21 protein-coding genes are annotated in these 19,137 nt (G+C 62.5%); 9 read left to right on the top strand and 12 right to left on the bottom strand.

Annotated elements, in window-relative coordinates:
- Nucleotides 1-2 precede the first annotated feature (2 nt).
- From K420_RS0112460 to K420_RS0112440, 5 genes are all read right to left on the bottom strand, one after another.
- On the bottom strand, nucleotides 3-1,586 hold the full coding sequence (locus tag K420_RS0112460) for an efflux RND transporter periplasmic adaptor subunit (protein WP_027458357.1): 1,584 nt from the start codon (nucleotides 1,584-1,586) through the stop codon (nucleotides 3-5).
- Nucleotides 1,583-2,854, bottom strand: a complete 1,272-nt coding sequence (locus K420_RS0112455) for a TolC family protein (protein ID WP_027458356.1) — start codon at nucleotides 2,852-2,854, stop codon at nucleotides 1,583-1,585. Before K420_RS0112455 ends, K420_RS0112460 begins: the two co-directional genes overlap by 4 nt.
- Before the next feature lie 49 nt (nucleotides 2,855-2,903).
- Nucleotides 2,904-3,242, bottom strand: coding sequence for a copper-binding protein (locus K420_RS0112450; protein WP_027458355.1), 339 nt, complete (start codon nucleotides 3,240-3,242; stop codon nucleotides 2,904-2,906).
- A 23-nt stretch (nucleotides 3,243-3,265) separates the two neighbouring features.
- Nucleotides 3,266-3,700 carry a DUF411 domain-containing protein gene (locus K420_RS0112445; RefSeq protein ID WP_027458354.1) on the bottom strand — a complete coding sequence of 145 codons (435 nt, stop codon included), beginning with the start codon at nucleotides 3,698-3,700 and terminating at the stop codon, nucleotides 3,266-3,268.
- A 105-nt stretch (nucleotides 3,701-3,805) separates the two neighbouring features.
- Nucleotides 3,806-4,438: a c-type cytochrome gene (locus tag K420_RS0112440; protein ID WP_027458353.1), complete on the bottom strand. Its 633-nt coding sequence runs from the start codon at nucleotides 4,436-4,438 to the stop codon at nucleotides 3,806-3,808.
- A gap of 149 nt (nucleotides 4,439-4,587) precedes the next feature.
- On the opposite strand from K420_RS0112440, the gene K420_RS0112435 reads away from it, so the two are divergent.
- From K420_RS0112435 to K420_RS0112415, 6 genes are all read left to right on the top strand, one after another.
- Complete coding sequence (locus K420_RS0112435; protein ID WP_027458352.1) at nucleotides 4,588-5,265, top strand: heavy metal response regulator transcription factor; 678 nt, start codon at nucleotides 4,588-4,590, stop codon at nucleotides 5,263-5,265.
- Nucleotides 5,262-6,656, top strand: a complete 1,395-nt coding sequence (locus K420_RS0112430) for a heavy metal sensor histidine kinase (RefSeq protein ID WP_027458351.1) — start codon at nucleotides 5,262-5,264, stop codon at nucleotides 6,654-6,656. Before K420_RS0112435 ends, K420_RS0112430 begins: the two co-directional genes overlap by 4 nt.
- Before the next feature lie 237 nt (nucleotides 6,657-6,893).
- A complete protein-coding gene (locus tag K420_RS20490) occupies nucleotides 6,894-7,112 on the top strand; it encodes a hypothetical protein (protein ID WP_157275080.1) in 219 nt (72 codons plus the stop codon).
- 120 nt (nucleotides 7,113-7,232) lie between these two features.
- Entirely contained in the window at nucleotides 7,233-8,348 is a 1,116-nt protein-coding gene (locus K420_RS0112425; RefSeq protein ID WP_051453115.1) for a methyl-accepting chemotaxis protein, read from the top strand.
- A 20-nt stretch (nucleotides 8,349-8,368) separates the two neighbouring features.
- Complete coding sequence (locus K420_RS0112420; protein ID WP_027458349.1) at nucleotides 8,369-9,247, top strand: nitrate- and nitrite sensing domain-containing protein; 879 nt, start codon at nucleotides 8,369-8,371, stop codon at nucleotides 9,245-9,247.
- Nucleotides 9,248-9,335: 88 nt separating this feature from the next.
- Nucleotides 9,336-11,357 (top strand): putative bifunctional diguanylate cyclase/phosphodiesterase, encoded by a 2,022-nt coding sequence (locus K420_RS0112415; RefSeq protein ID WP_232422775.1) that lies wholly within the window; start codon nucleotides 9,336-9,338, stop codon nucleotides 11,355-11,357.
- Nucleotides 11,358-11,605: 248 nt separating this feature from the next.
- On the opposite strand, the gene K420_RS0112410 is transcribed toward K420_RS0112415, so the two are convergent.
- Genes K420_RS0112410 through K420_RS0112395 form a run of 4 tightly spaced genes read right to left on the bottom strand, consistent with a single transcriptional unit; the run spans nucleotide 11,606 to nucleotide 13,911 of the window.
- Nucleotides 11,606-12,388, bottom strand: a complete 783-nt coding sequence (locus tag K420_RS0112410) for a uracil-DNA glycosylase (protein ID WP_027458347.1) — start codon at nucleotides 12,386-12,388, stop codon at nucleotides 11,606-11,608.
- Entirely contained in the window at nucleotides 12,385-12,849 is a 465-nt protein-coding gene (rimI, locus tag K420_RS0112405) for a ribosomal protein S18-alanine N-acetyltransferase (RefSeq protein ID WP_027458346.1), read from the bottom strand. The genes K420_RS0112410 and rimI overlap by 4 nt, the downstream gene beginning before the upstream one ends.
- Nucleotides 12,846-13,538 carry a tRNA (adenosine(37)-N6)-threonylcarbamoyltransferase complex dimerization subunit type 1 TsaB gene (gene tsaB / locus K420_RS0112400; protein WP_027458345.1) on the bottom strand — a complete coding sequence of 231 codons (693 nt, stop codon included), beginning with the start codon at nucleotides 13,536-13,538 and terminating at the stop codon, nucleotides 12,846-12,848. Before tsaB ends, rimI begins: the two co-directional genes overlap by 4 nt.
- A 46-nt stretch (nucleotides 13,539-13,584) precedes the next feature.
- Nucleotides 13,585-13,911, bottom strand: a complete 327-nt coding sequence (locus K420_RS0112395; RefSeq protein ID WP_157275079.1) for a zinc-binding metallopeptidase family protein — start codon at nucleotides 13,909-13,911, stop codon at nucleotides 13,585-13,587.
- 159 nt (nucleotides 13,912-14,070) lie between these two features.
- On the opposite strand from K420_RS0112395, the gene ompR reads away from it, so the two are divergent.
- Together ompR and K420_RS0112385 are read left to right on the top strand one after the other, a co-directional pair.
- A complete protein-coding gene (gene ompR, locus K420_RS0112390) occupies nucleotides 14,071-14,796 on the top strand; it encodes an osmolarity response regulator transcription factor OmpR (RefSeq protein WP_027458343.1) in 726 nt (241 codons plus the stop codon).
- A gap of 4 nt (nucleotides 14,797-14,800) precedes the next feature.
- Nucleotides 14,801-16,102: an ATP-binding protein gene (locus K420_RS0112385; RefSeq protein ID WP_027458342.1), complete on the top strand. Its 1,302-nt coding sequence runs from the start codon at nucleotides 14,801-14,803 to the stop codon at nucleotides 16,100-16,102.
- Here K420_RS0112385 and thpR read toward each other — a convergent pair.
- From thpR to ispD, 3 genes are read right to left on the bottom strand one after another with little or no spacing between them, the layout of a single operon-like run.
- Nucleotides 16,099-16,677, bottom strand: coding sequence for an RNA 2',3'-cyclic phosphodiesterase (gene thpR / locus K420_RS0112380; RefSeq protein WP_027458341.1), 579 nt, complete (start codon nucleotides 16,675-16,677; stop codon nucleotides 16,099-16,101). The genes K420_RS0112385 and thpR overlap by 4 nt on opposite strands.
- Entirely contained in the window at nucleotides 16,667-17,149 is a 483-nt protein-coding gene (gene ispF, locus K420_RS0112375) for a 2-C-methyl-D-erythritol 2,4-cyclodiphosphate synthase (protein WP_027458340.1), read from the bottom strand. Before ispF ends, thpR begins: the two co-directional genes overlap by 11 nt.
- The gene (ispD, locus tag K420_RS0112370) at nucleotides 17,146-17,832 is read right to left on the bottom strand and encodes a 2-C-methyl-D-erythritol 4-phosphate cytidylyltransferase (protein WP_027458339.1); all 687 of its coding nucleotides are present in this window, start codon (nucleotides 17,830-17,832) and stop codon (nucleotides 17,146-17,148) included. Before ispD ends, ispF begins: the two co-directional genes overlap by 4 nt.
- Before the next feature lie 41 nt (nucleotides 17,833-17,873).
- On the opposite strand from ispD, the gene K420_RS0112365 reads away from it, so the two are divergent.
- Nucleotides 17,874-19,130, top strand: coding sequence for an MgtC/SapB family protein (locus tag K420_RS0112365; protein ID WP_027458338.1), 1,257 nt, complete (start codon nucleotides 17,874-17,876; stop codon nucleotides 19,128-19,130).
- The last annotated feature ends 7 nt before the right edge of the window (nucleotides 19,131-19,137 follow it).

Genomic DNA, 19,137 nt, shown 5'->3' with positions numbered 1-19,137 from the left:
CCTCAGTGACCGGCGTGCGGGTTGGCCTTGCCGGCCGGTTGGCTGGCAAGTTTCACCGAGGTGATGACCCATTCACCCTGACCACGCTCAACGAACTCGAAATCAATCGCAGCACCGGGCTTTAATTGCTTGAGGATGGCTTCGTTGGCAGCCTTGAACTCCATGGTCATGCCGGGCCATTTCAGACTCGCCACCGGGCCATGCGTCACACTGACCGTGCCTGCCTTCGTATCGACTTCCTCAACCTTGCCTTCGGCCTGATGGCCAACCTTGGTTGCGGCAGGTTTCTCGGGCGCGGCCGCGCCACCATGACTGGAATGCCCGAAGCTGCCGACGGCTGCTTTCAGATTGCTCTCCGCATCAATCAGGAAATTGGCGGCGACGACCACCTGCTCGCCTTCACGGACCCCATCCAGTACCTCAATACGCTCATCACTGCGGGCACCGAGCTTGACGTCGCGCGGTTCGAAACGGCCTTCCTTGGCTTGCACCAGAACGATTTGGCGCGTGCCGCTATCGATGACCGCTGAATTCGGTACGGTGACTACCGCACCCTTGGCCGCCGTTGGCAACTCAAGCTGCGCAAACATGCCCGGTTTCAGTTGGTTGTTTGGATTCGGCAAGTCAATTCGAACCGGAATGGTCCGGGTTTCTGCTTTCAGGGTCGGATAGACATAGCTGATGGTGCCTTCGAAGCTCTTGTCAGGGTAGGCATTGATTTTGACCTTGGCCTTGGCACCAGGCTTGACCCAAGCGATGTCCTGTTCAAAGACATCAGCGACGGCCCAGACCGACGAGAGGTCGGTGACTTGATAAAGTGCTTCGCCGGGCATGAAGCGCATGCCCTGGACGGCCTTCTTCTCGGTCACGATGCCATTGACTGGCGAACGGAAGGTTAGCGTGCGCCGGGTTTCACCGGATTTGGCGAGGGACTTCACTTGTTCTTCCGAGATGTCCCAGTTGCGCAGACGCGCCAGACTGGAGTCGGCCAACTGACGCATCCCGTCCTGAGTGCTCCCATCAGCCCCCTTCAGGCTCTCGACGCCTTGGGCGGCAATAGCGTACTCGCGCTGCGCCGAGACCAGTTCCGGACTGTAAACCTCAAACAGCGGCTGCCCCTTGCCCACCGGCTGACCGGTCACATTGACATGCAGACGCTCAACATAGCCTTCGAATTTGGGCGAGATGGCATAGGTGCGGCGCTCGTCGGGCTCAATTCGACCGGCCGCCCGGATAACCTTGTCCAGGTTACGCAGCGTTGCCGCTTCGGTACGCACCCCGAGCTTCTGAATCTTCTCGGTGCTGATTTTGATTTGGTTGGCGGAAGCCGGTTCATCATCTTGCTCGCCTTCGTAGACCGGGATGTAGTCCATCCCCATGGGGTCTTTCTTGGGCGTCGGCGAGGTATCAGGCAAACCCATCGGATTGCGGTAGAAAAGAACTTTCCGTTCTTTCTTCCCCGCATCGGCCGTCATGCTGGCAGGCCCCTCGGCGTGTGGAAGCGAACTATTCTTCTGGCCCGCCCAGTAACCGCCACCAGCGGCCAATGCAGCCACGACGGCAGCGGCAATCACTCCCTTGTTCATAGTTCTTCTCCGAGGATGCGTTCGATTTCGGCGAGGCGAACCTGGGCCTCTGCACGCGATTTGATTTGGTTGAGCTTGGCCTGGCGAATCTGGCGCTGGGCATCCAGCAGGGTGGCAAAGTCCACTTTGCCGGTTTCATAGCCCGACAGCGCCGCTTTGAAAGTCAGTTCAGCCTGCGGTAGCAAGCTGTCGGTAGTCAGGCGTTCGGTCCGCCGGGCCGCTTCCAGTTCGAAGAGGTTGGCCGAGAGGTCGGACAGGAGTTGGTTGGATGTGGCATCACGTTTTGCTCGGCTCGCCGACACCATGGCTTCGGCCTCGCGTTCCTGGGCGCGTCGGCTGGACTGCTGCAAAGGGATGTTGATTTCGAACATCAAGTCCCATTGCTTCACTTCATTCTGCATCTGGTTCGGTACAACACCGACCGTCACATCGGGATAACGATTCTTGTAGGCCAGTTCCCGGCTTTTCTCGGCGGCTGCGATTCGGTGGCCTTCGGCCGACAACATCGGGTTCCGGGTCCGCGCACGCTCTTCCAGGGTCGCGTAGTCAAGTTGGGCGGGAGCCGGCAAGGGGCGCAGGGATTCCGGCATGGCCAATGGCGCAGCAGCGGGGCGCCCCAACAAGGCGTTCATGCGTGTCTTCAGGTGATGATGTTCAGTCTCGATAGCGATGAGTTCGTTACGCATCGAAGTCTGTTCGACCTGTGCCCGGATAACGTCCTGCTGCGCTGCCAGGCCGCCGGCGTAGCGAACCTGGGCAATTTTCTCCAGGCGCACCATCAGGTCGAGAATTTCCTTGGTCAGGCTTTCATTGCGGTTCAGGTAGTAGAGCTGCGCGTAGGTGGTCTTGATTTTGGCGGCGACTTCGCTCCAGGTGCCGTAGGCGCGCCCCTTGGCGCCCTCTGCCTCCAGTTCGGCAATTTCGCGCTTGAGGTCGCGTTTTCCGAACCAGGGGATGTCCTGCATCAAGGTGTAGCGCGTGCTACCGACCCGGCTGGGGGACAGGGAGGCGCTTTGCGAGCCGCCCTTGGTAATGTCCATCAATTCGGTGCGCAATTTAGGGTCAGGCAATGCCCCGGCTGGGGTAATCCGCTCAGTGGCGGCATCAGCTTCGTAGCGCATGCTGGCGAAGTCGGGGTTTCCTTCTCGTGCCATCGACAGCAAGCTCTCAACATTGCTGCCCGGTTGAACTTGGGCCTGGGCACCCAGGCACCAAGATGCTGTAAGCGCGGCGCACAGGAGTTTGCGCGAGGGTGTTATTCGTTTCATCGGCTTGTCCTCGTGATGTTTTACGCTGGCACCGCGTGCCAACATGTTCTTACTTTGGCAGTTCCAGGCGGACGATAGTCATTGCACCATTGATGTTGTCCGATGCGAATCGGATTTTCTGTCCGCTCTTCACTTTGTCGAGCCAGGAAGCATCCTTGACCTTGAACGCCATGGTCATCGCTGGCATGCCGTTGGGCAATGCATCATGGGAGACGGTCAGCTTGCCTCCAGCCTTGTCCACCTTTTTCACTAGGCCGTCGATGAGCGGGGATTCCGCAGCCTGAGCGTGCATTGCACCGTGACCGGCATGCGCGCCATGGTCAGCGGCCAACGCAATTGCGGGAGCCAAAGCGCCGATAACGGAAAGGGAGGCAATCAATTTCTTCATAAGTGTTCTCCTTGTGATAAAGGTTAATGTTTTGCGAAAACCTTGTGGCTTCCGTCCGCCTGGACGAGCAGCGTGTCATACGGTTGTGGATGATTGGTTTCCATACCCGGCGAACCTTGGGGCATGCCGGGTGCGGCTAGGCCGACGGCCTTGGGCTTTTCTTTCAGCAGGCGCTGGACATCGGCTGCGGGCACATGCCCCTCGACCACATAGCCACCGACCTTGGCAGTGTGGCAGGAGCCAAAACGTTCCGGCATGCCGGTCAATTTCCGGGCAGCAGGCACGTCGTTAACGTCCTTGGTGACGACGTCAAAACCAGCCTTGCGCATGTGTTCAACCCATTTTTCGCAGCAGCCGCAGTAAGGGCTCTTGAAGACCTCGACGCGCTCGGCCGCATGGGCCTGTGGGATGGCAGCAAACAAAGCAAAGGCAATGATGAGAGGTCTGGTCTTGAGCATTTCGGTCTCCGTTAAGCAGTGAGGGCTAACGTATAGGAACAGAGTTTAGATAGGCGCAACCAACAGCTACCTGACCCCAAAATTACATTTCTGTAAGCATGGGCCCTAGTGGCTGTGTTTGTGGCGGCTGTGGGAGTGGCTCTCATGGTTATGTCCCTTCTCCGACGGTTGTTGTAGCGCGGGCTCATGAGGCATGCCGCCATGCGAATGCCCCTCGCTTGCAGCAACACTGCCCTCATACGCGTTGGCTGAGAGCTTCGGTAGCACCTTGATGAAAGCCGTCAGGTCCCAGATGGCTTCGTCATCCATACCACCTGCAGCCCATGCCGGCATGCCGGAGCCTTTGATACCGTGTTTGATAATCCAGAAACGACGTCCATCGCCTTCTGACGCATTCGTTGCGTCATCTGCCAAGGCGAGATTGGGCGGAACGGGATACAGACCTTTGCGTATCTCGCTGTCTTCCATGCCAGGGGAGAGATGGCAACCAACGCACATGGCTTCGTAGTTGCCCGCACCGCGGCGAATACGCTCTCCGGACGCCAAATCTCCGGGGGAAACGATGTCTTTCGCTTGCCTCGTGATGGATTGCTCACGCGCCCAGGCAATCAGCTTGGTCACGCCATCTGAGTGTGTCCTATCCGCCGCGAAATCGAGACCGCCATTCTGGATATAACCAAAGCCCGCAATAGCCCCAAGGCCAATCACAGAGGCTGCCCCCAACAAAAATTGCTTCATACGCGTCCCCTGATTTCAATATGCACCATTTTGGGGAAAGTGACCTAACCAGAAACTGACCGAAAAATTACATTTCCGTAATCTGGATGGTTAAGCTGCCGCCTGAGAGCAGAATAAGTCGCAGGAAATGAGTCACAGGGAGTAGTTTGATGAGGATATTGGTCGTCGAAGACGAGCCGAAAACAGGCGATTACCTTAAGCAGGGCCTGACAGAAGCCGGTTTCATGGTCGACTTGGCCAGAGACGGCTTGGATGGGCTACATCTTGCCTTGACTGAGGCTTACGACTTGGCCGTGCTGGATGTCATGTTGCCGGGCATTGAGGGGTGGCAGGTATTGCAGGGCATTCGCAAGGCAGGCAAGGACATGCCAGTGCTGTTTCTGACCGCCCGCGATTCCGTCGATGACCGGGTGAAGGGATTGGAACTGGGGGCTGACGACTATCTGGTTAAGCCATTTGCCTTTTCGGAACTACTGGCACGAGTGCGCACCCTGCTGCGACGAGGCTCCAAAACCAAAGAGGCCGACGTGCTGCGAGCGGCCGACCTCGAGCTTGATTTGATACGCAGGCGGGTTACTCGGGCTGGCAAAAAAATCGACCTCACCTCCAAGGAGTTTTCATTGTTGGAGTTGCTGCTGCGCCGCCAAGGGGAAGTCCTGCCGAGGTCGCTTATTGCCTCCCAGGTCTGGGACATGAATTTCGATAGCGACACCAACGTTATCGAGGTGGCGATACGTCGCCTGCGAGCCAAGGTTGATGACAGCTTTGAATTGAAGCTCATCCACACTGTTCGCGGCATGGGTTATGTGCTGGAAACAGCCGAATGATGCTACGCCGAAGGAAATCACTGACCACCCGGCTAACGCTTCTCTTTGCCGTCGTTTCATCCAGTGTTCTTCTGATTCTGGGATTGGTTATCGCCGAGTTGGTTGAACGTCACTTTGAGGACATGGACCTGGAGCTACTCGAGGGAAAGCTTGAACTCATTCAACACGCAGTCATTTCAGCACGCGCTGAAGGAGACTTCGATGGTTTGCCTGCGCAGCTGGATGCAGCCTTGATTGGTCACCATGGTCTAGCGGTAGGGGTATGGGGTTCCGATGGTAAGCAACTGTACTTGTCTGAGGGGGCAGACTTCCCTCAAAGAAATTATCTGCCAAAACAAGGCAGCCCCCTTCCTAGAACCTGGCAGGGAAAGGAAGAGCAACACTATCGTGGCACCTCGGGCCTGGCTCCAACTGGCGCTGAAGGCGAGGCGCCACTGGAGGTGCTTCTCTCAACCAGTCTTACTCACCACGAGCATTTCATGCAGTCGTTCAGGCTAACGATGTGGGCCGTCGTAATTCTTGCTGCCTTGCTGAGTGGATTTTTGGGATGGTTAGTAGCCAGACGAGGACTGGCTCCGTTGCGAAACATTACCCGTCGGGCATCGGACATCACAGCCAACAGCCTGGACCAGCGGATTGAAGCAGGCGAAATTCCGGCCGAACTGGCAGAGGTAGTCAACACGCTGAATGACATGCTGGGCCGTCTCAAGGAGTCATTTGACCGGCTATCTGACTTTTCGTCAGATATTGCCCACGAATTGCGAACGCCAGTCAGCAACCTGCTGACTCAAACGCAGGTAATGCTGTCCAAGGTGCGCTCGATTGATGAATATCAGGATGTTCTTGCATCGAATGCGGAAGAACTTGAGCGATTGTCTCGCACTATCGCCGACATGCTTTTCTTGGCCAAAGCCGACAACCATCTCCTGGTGCCGACACAAGAGCCCATAGACCTCAAAGCTGAAATATCGGGCATGCTTGAGTTTTACGAGCCGCTGATTGACGAAAAACACTTGCAATTGACGTTGCATGGCAACGCCGAAGTTGATGGAGACCGGTTAATGCTGCGGCGAGCGGTCGGCAACCTGCTTTCAAACGCAATCCGCCATACGCCAGAACATGGTTTTATCAACATTGCTCTTGAGATTGAGGATGAGAAAGTCAGAGTCCGCATTGAAAATAGCGGAGAAACGATACCTTCAGAACATCTGCCAAGACTGTTCGACCGTTTCTACCGAGTCGACTCATCTCGGCAACGCGCAGGGGAAGGCTCTGGTTTGGGATTGGCGATTACCAAATCCATTGCTTTGGCACATAACGGAAGCGTCAGCGTCAATTCTACTGATGGGGTAACCAGGTTTTCACTTTGGTTGCCTGCACGGAAGAGTTAAATACAGCTCTTGCCGAACCTCAGCGACCGCTTTCGAATAGCTAGCAGTCCTCGCGTAAATGGGGGCTGAATGTCAGCTTGGGGTCGGTTGTGTGAGTTCGCCAAGTGAAGAAGCGGACGTTCAGCCCAAATTCGCAGCCAATGGCAGGTAACCGGCGGACTGCTGACCGACATGGAGCGATCGGCCAATGTCGGCAAAGGCCGAGTTGTGTGAATCGGCCCGACGACAGGTTACGGAGTGTTGCGGTCACCTGATGGCCAATGGCTGCTGGCCAACGAGCTTGCCTTTATTCCAAGTTTCCCGGTGTTGCTGATCACAGGCAGCAAGGGGGCTATTGAACGTGGCCAGCTGCATCAACCTCATCCTGAATTGGTGCAGCGCACAGCAAACCGATTTGTCAAACGCACCAAAAAACACATAGCTCCTGCAAAAACGGTTGGTAACCTGTTGATTTAATGAAATGGCACCGTATTTGCTTGACTCATGGCTATCTCCATTTGACAAGCAACGATGGAACCAGAAACCACACCCTCACCCGCGAGTACGCAAGGCTTTTCAAGCCTGCGTCTTCAACTCATGGCCAGCACCCTCGCCGCAGTCACCTGTGGTGCCGGCATCGCCAGCCCGACCGCAACCACGCAAGGACTGTCGGCGCTGGTCCTCGTCCTCATCCTGGCCGCCCAGTGGTTCGCCACCGGCCGGGTGGCACAGGCTCTGCACCTGATCGAGGTGCAGGTCATGTCGCTGACGCAGGGACAACTGGTCGCCCGCCTCATACCGGCGCGCTGCGGGGTACTTGCACCGCTCGCCGAGCGCATCAACACCATGGCGCGCACCCTTTCCGGCGTATTCGTCGACTTTGCCCGGATGTCGCACGAGCTCTCCAGCGCCGCTGCCGAAACCAGCAGCAACGCCGAAGGCGGCGATCACGGTGTGCGCCACCAGCGCGACATCACCATTGCCGCCTCGGCAACGCTGGAAGAACTGTCGGTCAGCCTGAGCAGTACCAGTGACAATGCCGGCGATGCGGCCGAAGTCGCCGAAGCATCCGGACGCATGGCCCACGACGGAGCCGGCCGCGTTGCCGAGTTGGCCGCCAGCCTCGAACATCTTGCTCAGACGGTGCGCGAAAGCTCGGCCAGGGCACAGCGCCTTGAAGAGCGGTCGCACGAAATCGCCGGCATCGTCGACCTGATCGCCGGCATTGCTGGGCAAACCAACCTGCTCGCGCTTAATGCGGCCATCGAGGCTGCCCGCGCCGGCGAACAGGGACGCGGCTTTGCCGTCGTCGCCGACGAAGTCCGCAAGCTGGCCGAACTGACCCGCAACGCGACCGGCGAAATCGGCACCAAGATCGGAGGTATTACCAGCGATGTCGGCCTGATGCTGGTGTCCATGGATGCCACCTCGGTAAAGGCAACGCAAAGCCTGGCTGAAGTCGGCCAGGCGGTGAGCGCCTTGCATCAGGTCGAAGGCAACAGCCAACGCACGCTGGCGCTGATCCGTGACATCGCCGCGGCCAGCCGCGAGCAGAGCCAGGCCGGACACAACCTGGCCGGCGACATCGAACAGGTGGCCCGGCTAGCCGACAACAACGAGCGCCTGATCCGCGAAAACAGCGAGCTTTCGCACTACCTCAGCGACCTCGCCAACCAGCTGAACACAGCGCTGGCGCAGTACCGATACGAATAAGGAATTTCAGGAGAAGCACAATGGAATGGTTGATGATGTCGATGCCGGTACTGGCTGCGCTCATTCTCGCCCTCATGATCATGCATGCCCGGCAAGACCGCCGCCGTCTGGCCAGCCTGTCGCACCGCGAATCGCTGGCCGCCTGCCGGGCGCTGCTGGTGCTGATTGCCGGCATCCAGCAGCACCGCGGGCTGAGCTCGGCCTGGCTGGCGGGTGACAGCAGCTTTCGTACTCGCCTGATGGCACTTGAAAACGACATCGCACAGCGCCTGCCGGAACTGCAGACGGCGATCCGCGATGAGGCGCGGCAGCCGTCGCCCTGCCTGACGGCCAATGAGCTGGCACTGTTCGGCCACCGCTGGCGCAGCCTGTGTGAGCGCCTGGGCGATCTCACCATTGAGCAGAGCGTTGCACAGCACACGATGATGATTGAAATGCTGTTGAAATGGCTGCAGGCCTTTGGCGAGGCGCGCATCGAACCGCTGGTACCGGAAGCGGGTCGGCCGCTTGTCCGCGACTGCCTGGTACGCCTGCCGGCCATCACCGAATGCCTTGGTCAGGCACGCGCGCTCGGCATGAGCATTGCAACCCGGCACGGCTGCCCGGCGGTGGCACGCGTCCGGCTGATGTTTCTGGTTGCCCGCGCAGAATCGCTGCTCAAGCAAGTGACCGATCTGGGCGAACGCTCGACAACAGCCAATGCTGCGATCCAGCACATGGCGCGAATCATCCGCACGCAGATGCTGCAGGCGTCGGGCATCACCATTTCCCCGCAGGCGTTTTTCTCGCTGTCCACCGCAGCGATTGATGCCGTCTTCGCCTGGATCGGCGACAGCGTCGACACCCTGACCCACAGCACCCCGCAGGAGCCGCCGCGTGCAGCCGTTTATGCCCACTGACCACTACTGGCCGTTCGGCGGAGGGGGAACAAGCCGGAACAGGGGGAAACTGCCGGAAGCGGTCCGCCTGCCGCCATATTTCGAGGGTATGAGTTTCCGCTGCCTGATCGACCAGCACTGGACCCTACTGGAAGTCGGCGATGGTGCGCAAGCCCTGACTGGCTATCGCCCCGACGAGTTGATCGGGAACACCGAACACTCACTGGAAAATCTGACCCACCCGGAAGACCGCGCCATCGTGCGCGGCACCATCCTCGCCGCCATCGAATGCGGTGAGCGTTATGCGCTGGAATACCGGATCATCACCCGCGACGGCAAGGAAAAATGGGTCCGCGAACGGGGCATGCTCAACCGGGGCAAGGAAATCACGCCAGTACTCGATGGCTATCTGGAAGACATAACCGAGCGGGTACTGGCCATGCTGCAACTGGCGGATACGGAACTCCGCTATCGCAGCATTTTCGAGAACTCGGTGATCGGCATGTTCCAGAGTACCGAAAGCGGCCGCTATCTGGCGGTGAACGAGGCTCTGGCTAAACTCTACCGCTACCCCAGCCCCGAGGTTCTGATCGCCAGCTTCAAGGACATCGGCAGCCGCCTGTATGTGGACCCGCTGCGCCGCGCCGAATTCAAGAAACTGATCCAGCGCGACGGCAAGGTGACCGATTTTGAATCGGAAATCTACTGCTGCGACGGCACACGCATCTGGATTTCCGAACACGCCCACGCGGTACGCAATTTCGATGGCTCCCTGCTTTACTACGAGGGCATCGTCGAGGACATCACCGAGCGCCGCCGTTACCAGATGACCCTGCATCACCAGGCCACCCATGACCCGCTGACCGGCCTGCCCAACCGCAACCTTCTCGGCGACCGGCTTAAGCAGGCCATCCTGGCGGCCGGACGGCAGCAGGGTAAGGTGGCGCTGGCTTTCGTGGACCTCGACAATTTCAAGGTGATCAACGACAGCCTCGGCCATGCCACCGGCGACCTGCTGCTGATCGAGATCGCCCGGCGCCTGCGCTCGGCGCTGCGCGGTGTGGACACGGTTGCCCGCTATGGCGGCGACGAATTCGTGCTGCTGATGGGCGACCAGAACCACGCCGGCGATACCAAGCCACTGCTTGAACGGATCATCACCGCCATCCAGGCCCCGATGACGCTGGGCGGGCACCAGTTGCAGATCAACTGCAGCATCGGCGTCAGCATGTATCCGGACGACGCACAGGATCTCGACGGCATGCTGCGGGTGGCCGACATGGCGATGTATCACGCCAAGGAACAGGGCAAGGGGCGTTACCAGTTCTACACTCGAAACCTGAACCAGGCGATGCAGGAACGCTTCGGACTTGAAAACGCCCTGCGCGAATCCATCGAGGCGCGGCATTTCAAGGTGGTTTACCAGCCCAAGGTCGACGCCGCCGGCCGCCTGCACGGCTGCGAAGCACTGGTGCGCTGGCAGCACCCGGAAATGGGGCTGATCACGCCTGACCGCTTCATTCCGCTGGCCGAAGAAACCGGGCACATCGTGGCCATCGGCGAACAGGTGCTGGCCGCCGCCTGCCACGAAGCCGCCGGCTGGCCGATGGTCGATGGCCGTCGCCTGACCATTGCGGTCAATCTCTCGGTGCGCCAGCTCGACGAGCCGGGCCTACCGGCACTCATCGCCCACACGCTGGCGGAGAGCGGCCTGCCAGCGGAATGCCTGGAGTTGGAAATCACCGAAAGCGCGATCATGGGCGACGTCGCACAAACCATCCGCCGTCTGAACGGCATCAAGGCGCTGGGCGTGCGCGTGGCGGTAGATGATTTCGGTACCGGCTATTCATCGCTCGCCTACCTGCAGCGCCTGCCAATCGACACCCTGAAGATTGACCGTTCCTTCGTCTCAGGCTGCAACCGCGAGGAATCGGCAATGACCATTCCGCACGCCATCATCTTCCTTGGCAAGGGACTCAACCTGCACCTGGTCGCGGAAGGCGTCGAGACGCTGGCGGAAATGCAGCTGCTGGCCACCTGTGGTTGCGACGAATTCCAAGGTTACTTGATTGCGAGCCCGCTCGACCCGGCAGCGCTGGCGGAATTCATTGGGCGGCAACAGGAGGGGTGACGCTGCTCAGCCCTCCGATATGCGAATAACCCGGAAAATCATTAAAAATCATGAATTTACGCGGCGCAACGCCATGTGCTGACGGATCATTAACGGAATCTGCTGCTCCAGCCCGGTATTTAGCCGGCTGGTAACCTGCACATTACCGCCCTAGGGAGCGCGACAGGCCAACGTCGGCAGGCCTAACAGCAGGCAGCCAACAGACCAGCCAACTCAGGTCTCCACAACCTCTTCCCTTCGCAGCCAGCCTAGAACGGCAGTTCAGGCGCAGCACGCTCGCGCAGGATACGGCGGGCGAACAACAGGTCTTCCCAGGCCTTGGCCTTGTCGGGCAGGTTGCGCAGCAGGTAGGCCGGGTGATAGGTCACGACGACGGGGATTCCGGCGTATTCGAAGCGCTGGCCGCGCATGGAGGCCAGCGATTTGTCCTCATGCAGTACGCTATGCACGGCCGCCTTGCCGAGCAACACGATGACCTTGGGTTTGAGCAGCGCCACCTGGCGCTCCAGGAACGGCCGGCAGGCGGCCATTTCCGGGGCTTCCGGCGTGCGATTGCCAGGCGGTCGGCATTTCACGGCATTGGCGATATAGACCCGGTTCCCCCGGGCGATGTCGAGCGCGGCCAGCATGTTGTCGAGCAACTTGCCGGCCTGGCCGACAAAAGGCTCGCCCTTGGCATCCTCTTCCGCTCCGGGCCCCTCACCGATGAACAGGTAGTCCGGGCTGGTATCGCCGACGCCGAGCACGGCCTGCCTCCGCCCTTCCCCCAGGGGGCAGGCGCGGCAGGCGGCGACCATGCGGGCCAGGGTGGGCCAGTCGGCCGAACCGACCTCGCCGGCCGGCATGGCGGACGGGGCAGCCGGAGGCGGGCTGATGGGGACTGCTTCCTCGACGCTGGCCGACGCGGGCAAAGCAGTGGATTCTTCGCTGTGGCCGGTCGCTTCCGCCGCGGCGGCGGCCGGCACGTCGCGCCGCACCCAGATCGGCGAAATCCCCATCTCGACGAGCATCTGCTCACGACTCAAGCTCATGCCACCAGTTCCTTGTCAAAAATCAGCGCATCCTCGCGCCCGGTCACGGCCGGATAATAGCCCTTGCGCAGGCCGATCTGGCGGAAACCGAAGTGGCGATAGAGATCGACGGCCCGCTCGTTGGACGGTCGCACTTCGAGGAACAATCGGTCGGCGCCCCCCAGCCGGGCGCACTCCATGGCATGGCGCAGCAGGCGGGCACCGTAGCCCTGGCCCTGGTAGCGCTTGCCGACGCCGATATTGAGCAGATGCGCCTCGTCGAGCACCGACATGACCACCGAGAAACCGATCAGGTCGCCCCCCAGGCGGAGAACCCAGGCGCTGTAACCGCTCTGCAGCGAATCGGCGAAATTGCCGCGTGACCACGGAAAAACCTGCAGGCTGGCTTCCAGCGCAGCGACCGCATCGAGGTCGCGTTCGTTCATCGGGAAGAACTCGGCCGCGATAGCCAGGCCACTCACGCCCGGCCGCCTTCGCTCAGCCGTTCGGCCACCGTCTTGGCCACCTTGTCGCGGATATAGAGCGGTGCCGCCTGCGCTGCGTCGATGCCCTCGCCCCGTGCCGCCTTGACGGCGGCCAGGCGCACCAGGCTGTCGGCCATCGGCAGGATGCCGGCATGCATCGCCCCCGCGGTTGCCTGCACCCGCTCGAGCAACGCCGGATACACCGCCAGCCCGTTGCCACAAGCCAGCCAGCCGGCGCCGGCCGGCAGCGCGACCTCACCCGGCGGCGAAACGCGGATCTCGCCGCGCAGCGCATAAGCGCCGCCGGCCTCGCGTTCGTAGAACCCGGAATAAACCTCGCCCATGCGCGCATCGAGCAAGGCCAACACCCGTTCGCCGGCGCTCTGCTCGGCCATGCTTTCCAGGCTGCAGACCGGGATCAGCGGCACATCCGCTGCCACGGCCAGGCCCTGGGCCGCACCGCAAGCCACCCGCAGGCCGGTGAAGGCGCCGGGGCCGACGCCGAAGGCGATGGCATCGAGGTCGGCAACACGCACACCGCCCGCCGCCAGCAATTCGCGGACGAGCGGCAGCAGCGTTTCGGAATGCGGCCGCTTCTCGGGGCAGATCCGCTGGCTGACGAGGCCGTCGCGCCACAAGGCGCAGGAGCCGAGTTCGGTGGAGGTTTCGAGGGCGAGGATCAACATGGGCCGGCATTTTACCGGAGGCCGGCCAGTGCGGCTCGCTCCGCGGTCAATCCGGCCGCCAGCCCCGCCCGCCGCCCCGATGCTCGGGATGCGGCGGCAAACCGCGCTGCTCGCGCATCTCGTCGCGCAGACGGCGCCTGTCCTCCAGCGGCAGGTCGCGCCAGCGGGGGGGCGGCTCCTCGCGGCGAAACTCGTCGCGCCGCATTTCCTGGCGCCGGACATCGTGTTCCTGGCGCCAGTGCTCGCGCATCTGCTGGCGCATCTGGCGCCGCTCCTCGGGGGGCAGATCGCGCCACGAAGCCTGCGCCGACGCACCGCCCACCGAGCCGAGCAGGCTCAGGAGCAGCAGCGAACAGGTAGCAAGGCGTTTCATGGCAGAGGCGCAATCGGTTTGACGGACAGCATCATTGTCCATCCGGCCGGCAGGGGCAAGCGACCGAAGATGTAAGAATATGTTTCCCCGGCGCCGGATATACAAAGCTTGTTACCATTCCACGCATCGCTTCCGGCGCCTGACCTTATCCTTGCCAGCATGAACGAACAACACCATCACATCCTCGTCGTCGACGACGACGCCCGGTTGCGCGACCTGCTGACCCGCTACCTCGGCGAACAGGGCTTCGAGGTTAAGGCCGCCGCCGATGCCCAGCAAATGGACAAGCTGCGCGCCCGCGAACATTACCACCTGATCGTGCTCGACCTGATGATGCCCGGCGAGGATGGCCTGTCGGTCTGCCGCCGGTTGCGCGGCCAGGGCGACCAGACGCCGATCATCATGCTGACCGCCAAGGGCGACGAAGTCGACCGCATCGTCGGCCTGGAAATGGGCGCCGACGACTACCTGCCCAAGCCTTTCAACCCGCGCGAACTGCTCGCCCGCATCCATGCCGTGCTGCGCCGCCAGGGCAGCAAGCCGCCCGGCGCGCCGGAAGGCGATGCCGAGATCATCCGTTTCGGCAATATCGCAGTCGACCTCGCCGCCCGCACGCTGAAGCGCGGCGACGAACTGCTGCCGCTGACCACCGGTGAATTCGCCGTGCTCAAGGTGCTGCTCCAGCATCCGCGCCAGCCGCTGTCGCGCGACAAGCTGATGACCCTGGCCCGCGGCCGCGAGCAGGGACCGTTCGACCGCGCCATCGACGTCCAGGTTTCCCGCCTGCGCAAGCTGGTCGAAAGCGACCCGGCCCAGCCGCGCTACCTGCAGACGGTGTGGGGCTTCGGCTACGTCTTCGTGCCGGACGGCGCCCCCCGGGACTGAGCGCATGCCGCGCACGCTGCTGGCGCGCACCTTCCTCCTCCTCGCCGCCCTGCTGCTGGCTACGACGGTGGCCTGGCTCAGCCTGTTCCGCTACATGGATGCCGAGCCGCGCGCCCGCGAAACGGCGCAACTGGCCGCCTCCGCCGTCAACCTGATCCGCGCCTCGCTGTTTGCTGCCGCGCCGGACAAGCGCCTTGGCCTGTTTGCTGAGTTTTCCAGCCGGGAAGGCATCCGCCTGTTGCCGGCCGAGCCGGAGGACCGCATCGAAGCCATGCCCGAAGGGCGTTTCTTCCGGCTGCTGCAAAATGAAATCCACCAGCGCCTCGGCCGGCACACCCGCATCGCCGCCAGTGTCGATGGCGTGCCCGGCTTCTGGGTCAGCTTCCGCCTCGACGAAGCTGACGAGGAGGAATACTGGCTGGTCCTGCCCCGCGAGCGGGCCGCCCGCAACTTCGCCCGCCACTGGCTGACCTGGGGCCTGCTCGCCAGCCTGCTGGCGATGGCCGTCGCCTGGCTGATCGCCTCCCGCATCAGCCGGCCGCTCAAGGCCATGGCCCGCTCCGCCGAAACGGTGGGCCGCGGCCAGACGCCGGACCCGCTGCCGGAGGACGGCCCGGAGGAATTGAGCCGTCTGGCCATCGCCTTCAACACCATGGCCGCCGACCTGCAGCGCACGGAGCGGGAGCGCTCCGAAGTGCTGGCCGGCATTTCACACGACCTGCGCACCCCGCTCACCCGCCTGCGGCTGGAGGCCGAACTCAGCGTTGCCGACGAAGGTGCCCGCCAGGCGGTCGTTTCCGACATCGAGCAGATGGAAGGCGTGATTTCGCAGTTCATGGATTACGCCCGCGCCAACACCGGGGAAGAAGCCGCCGAGACCGACCTCTCCGCCCTGCTCGCCAGCATTGCGGCGCGCCAGGGCAGCATCGGCCGCCAGGTGGTCAGCGATATTCCGGCCCTTGCCCCGCTCTGGTTGCGCCCGAAGGCGATGACCCGGGCAGTGACCAACCTGATCGACAACGCCGCCAAATACGCCGGCGGCGAGATCGGCCTGCGCCTGTCCGAAGCCGACGGACAAATCCTGATCGAGGTCAGCGACCGCGGCCCGGGCATTCCGGATGGCGAAGCCGACCGTTTGAAACGCCCCTTCACCCGCCTGGAAGTGGCCCGTACCAATGCCAGCGGAACCGGTCTCGGCCTGGCCATCGTCGACCGCATCGCCCGCCTGCACGACGGCCAACTCGATCTGCTGTCCAACCCCGGGGGCGGCTTGCTCGTCCGCCTGACGCTGCCGGCCAGGCGTTAAACGCCGCAGCGCAGCGGGAAGGTCTCGATCACCCGGTAATTCGGCCCTTCCGGCGTCAAGACCGATTGCACCAGGACGAAGCTGGCGCAGTGCCAGATCAAGCTGGGCAGCGGCGGCCAATCGGTCGATTCGGCGAGGTCCAGCTTGCGTACCAGGGTGACATGTGGCGTGAAACGGCGGCCCGGCGGATCGACCGGATAACCGCCCTCGCCCAGCGCGGCGTGCAGGCGGCCGTGCAAGTCGGTCAAACCCTCCGGCGTTGCGCGGCAACCGGCCCAAAGCACATGGTTGTGCGCCCAGTAAGCGAGGCGATCGAGGTGCAAGTCAAAGCGGCTCGCCTGCAGGCAACGCCCCAGGGCACACAATTTGGGAAGCGCAGACACCGGCACATCGCCCAGGAAAGCCAGCGTCAAATGAATGGTGTCGAGACGGGTCGGGCGCCCGCCGTGTTGTGACGCAAATGTGTGCGCCACGCCGGCCAAGGTATCGGCCACCGCGGCTGGCGGCCAGAGGGCGAAAAAAACTCTGGCCGAGGGCGGCCGTTCAGCTCTTGGGGGCCGGCGCTCAGCCGGCACGTTCGACCAGCACGACGGCCTGCGCCTCGATGGCCTCTTCGCGCCCGAGATAGCCCAGCCGTTCGTTGGTTTTCCCCTTGATGTTCACCGCATCGACCGGCAGGCCAAGGTCGGCTGCGACGTTGGCAACCATTGCGGCGGCATGCGGCGCCAGCTTGGGCTGCTGGGCGATGAGCGTCGCATCGACATTGACCGGCCGCCAGCCGCGCTCGGCCAGCAAGGCAACGGCACCGCGCAGCAGCACGCGGCTGTCGGCCCCCTTGTAGCGCGGATCGGTATCGGGGAAATGGCGGCCGATGTCGCCGAGCGCCACGGCACCGAGCAGCGCATCGGTGATGGCGTGCAGCAACGCGTCGGCGTCGGAGTGGCCGAGCAGGCCGGTGGGGTGCGGAATCTCGACGCCGCCGAGGATCAGCTTGCGGCCTTCGACCAGTTTGTGAACATCGTAGCCCTGCCCGACGCGGAAATTCATTTACGTGCCCTCAAAATCATGGCGGCCAAAGGAAGGTCGGCCGGATACGTCACTTTCAGGTTGGTGGCATCGCCGCGCACCAGCTTGGGCCTGAGGCCGAGCGCCTCGACGGCGCCGGCTTCATCAGTCACGTCGCGGCACTTTTGCAGCGCGTCGCAGAGCAGGCCGTAGCGGAACATCTGCGGGGTCTGCGCCTGCCACAGCCCGTCGCGCGGCTCGGTGGCCGCGACGCGCTGTTCGGCATCGGCCCGCTTCAGGGTGTCGGCGACCGGCACGGCGAGGATGCCGCCGACCGGGTCATTCGCCAGATCGGCAAACAGCGCATCGAGCATGGCCGGCGACAGGCAGGGCCGCGCGGCGTCGTGCACCAGAACCCAGTCATCGTCGGCCGCGACCATCGCCGCGGCCTGCAAACCGTTGCTGACGCTCTCCGCCCGCGTCGCGCCACCGCAACGCACGGTTTCCAGCTTGGCGCCCAGTTCGCTCCAGTCGGTGCGCGGCCACCATGGGTCATCCGGCGCCAGCACGACCCATACCCGTTCGATGTCCGGACAGGCGGTCAGCGCCTTGAGGGTATGGAAGATCAGCGGCCGCCCGAGGAGGTCGAGATACTGCTTGGGCTTCTCGGCACCGAAGCGGGAACCGCTGCCGGCAGCGGGAACGATTGCGAAATGGCGTGGCATGGCTTAATTTTACTGAAGAACGATTAAAACTGAGGAGGCGCATGAGCTTCGTGGTTCCCGAACTGGTTGAACCGGTCAAGGCCTTCGCCACGGCCCTGGGCATCGGGCTGCTGATCGGCATGGAACGCGAGCGGCGGCCCGACTCGGCGGCCGGCCTGCGCACCTTCTCGCTGGTCGCCATGCTCGGCTGCCTGTTCGCCCTGCTCGACGAGCGCTCCGGCAGCACCTGGCTGCTCGCCGTTGGCCTGCTGGTCATTGCCGGGGCGATGATCGCCTCCAATTTCTCGTCGCAGCAGGAGGAGCAATACCGCGGCTTCACGTCGGAAGCGGCTGTCGTCGTGACCTACGGCCTCGGTGCGGCAGTCTGGTTCGGCTACGCGACGCTGGCCGTCATGCTGGCCATCACGACCACCGTGCTGCTCTATTTCAAGGCCGAGCTCAAGCAACTGAGCCAACGGACGACGCCGAAGGACATCAACTCCATCCTGCAATTCGCCGTTCTCTCCTTCGTCATCCTGCCCATACTGCCGAGCGAGGATTTCGGGCCCTACGACGCGATCAACCCGCGCCAGATCTGGTGGATGGTGGTGCTCATTTCCGGCCTGGCGCTGGCCGGCTACCTCGCCCTGCGCATCATCGGCGCCCGGCACGGCGCGGCGGTGCTTGGCATTTTCGGCGGCCTCGCTTCGTCGACCGCGACGACCATGATGTTCTCCCGCCATGCCCGCGAACATGCCGACCTGGTCCGCATGTCGGCCATCGTCATCCTGATCGCCAACGTGATGGTGATGATCCGCCTGTGGCTGGTCGCCGGGGTCGTTGCTCCGCACCTGGCTGCGCCGATCGCCATCGTCTTCGCCTGCAGCATCGTGCCCGGCGTAGCGATGGCGCTGTACGGCTGGAAAATCCTGAGCGCCGCCGACAACCTGCCGATGCCGGAGGTCAAGAACCCGACCGAACTGAAGACCGCCGTTTCCTTCGGCCTGCTCTACGCCGTCGTGCTGCTCGCCTCGGCCTGGCTGCAGGATCGCGCCGGCAACAGCGGCCTCTACATCGTCGCGCTGGTATCCGGCCTGACCGATGCCGACGCCAGCGTGTTATCCACGCTGCGCATGTTCAATCTCGACAAGGTGGCGAGCGGCGAGGCAGTCATCGCCGTCGCCCTCGCCCTGCTCGCCAACCTGGCCTTCAAGATCGGCCTAGTGGTCAGCATCGGCGGCGGCACGCTGGCCCGCCATGCCCTGCCCGGCCTGCTCGCCATCGGCGGCGGCATGGGCCTTGGTTTGCTGCTCATCTGAGGAGAGC

It is taken from the genome of Dechloromonas agitata is5 (assembly GCF_000519045.1).
Taxonomy (GTDB): domain Bacteria; phylum Pseudomonadota; class Gammaproteobacteria; order Burkholderiales; family Rhodocyclaceae; genus Azonexus; species Azonexus agitatus.
This window is presented reverse-complemented; position numbering and strand designations above follow the sequence as displayed.

Bases quoted from the DNA above. Each gene is read 5' to 3' on its own strand.
- tsaB (WP_027458345.1), bottom strand. From the start codon at position 13,538: ATGTTGATCCTCGCCCTCGAAACCTCCACCGAACTCGGCTCCTGCGCC.
- K420_RS0112410 (WP_027458347.1), bottom strand. From the start codon at position 12,388: ATGAGCTTGAGTCGTGAGCAGATGCTCGTCGAGATGGGGATTTCGCCG.
- K420_RS0112425 (WP_051453115.1), top strand. From the start codon at position 7,233: ATGGCCAGCACCCTCGCCGCAGTCACCTGTGGTGCCGGCATCGCCAGC.
- K420_RS0112460 (WP_027458357.1), bottom strand. From the start codon at position 1,586: ATGAACAAGGGAGTGATTGCCGCTGCCGTCGTGGCTGCATTGGCCGCT.
- K420_RS0112455 (WP_027458356.1), bottom strand. From the start codon at position 2,854: ATGAAACGAATAACACCCTCGCGCAAACTCCTGTGCGCCGCGCTTACA.
- K420_RS0112440 (WP_027458353.1), bottom strand. From the start codon at position 4,438: ATGAAGCAATTTTTGTTGGGGGCAGCCTCTGTGATTGGCCTTGGGGCT.
- K420_RS0112450 (WP_027458355.1), bottom strand. From the start codon at position 3,242: ATGAAGAAATTGATTGCCTCCCTTTCCGTTATCGGCGCTTTGGCTCCC.
- K420_RS0112435 (WP_027458352.1), top strand. From the start codon at position 4,588: ATGAGGATATTGGTCGTCGAAGACGAGCCGAAAACAGGCGATTACCTT.
- ispF (WP_027458340.1), bottom strand. From the start codon at position 17,149: ATGAATTTCCGCGTCGGGCAGGGCTACGATGTTCACAAACTGGTCGAA.
- K420_RS0112420 (WP_027458349.1), top strand. From the start codon at position 8,369: ATGGAATGGTTGATGATGTCGATGCCGGTACTGGCTGCGCTCATTCTC.
- K420_RS0112395 (WP_157275079.1), bottom strand. From the start codon at position 13,911: ATGAAACGCCTTGCTACCTGTTCGCTGCTGCTCCTGAGCCTGCTCGGC.
- K420_RS0112385 (WP_027458342.1), top strand. From the start codon at position 14,801: ATGCCGCGCACGCTGCTGGCGCGCACCTTCCTCCTCCTCGCCGCCCTG.
- ispD (WP_027458339.1), bottom strand. From the start codon at position 17,832: ATGCCACGCCATTTCGCAATCGTTCCCGCTGCCGGCAGCGGTTCCCGC.
- ompR (WP_027458343.1), top strand. From the start codon at position 14,071: ATGAACGAACAACACCATCACATCCTCGTCGTCGACGACGACGCCCGG.
- K420_RS0112445 (WP_027458354.1), bottom strand. From the start codon at position 3,700: ATGCTCAAGACCAGACCTCTCATCATTGCCTTTGCTTTGTTTGCTGCC.
- K420_RS0112430 (WP_027458351.1), top strand. From the start codon at position 5,262: ATGATGCTACGCCGAAGGAAATCACTGACCACCCGGCTAACGCTTCTC.
- K420_RS0112365 (WP_027458338.1), top strand. From the start codon at position 17,874: ATGAGCTTCGTGGTTCCCGAACTGGTTGAACCGGTCAAGGCCTTCGCC.
- K420_RS0112415 (WP_232422775.1), top strand. From the start codon at position 9,336: ATGAGTTTCCGCTGCCTGATCGACCAGCACTGGACCCTACTGGAAGTC.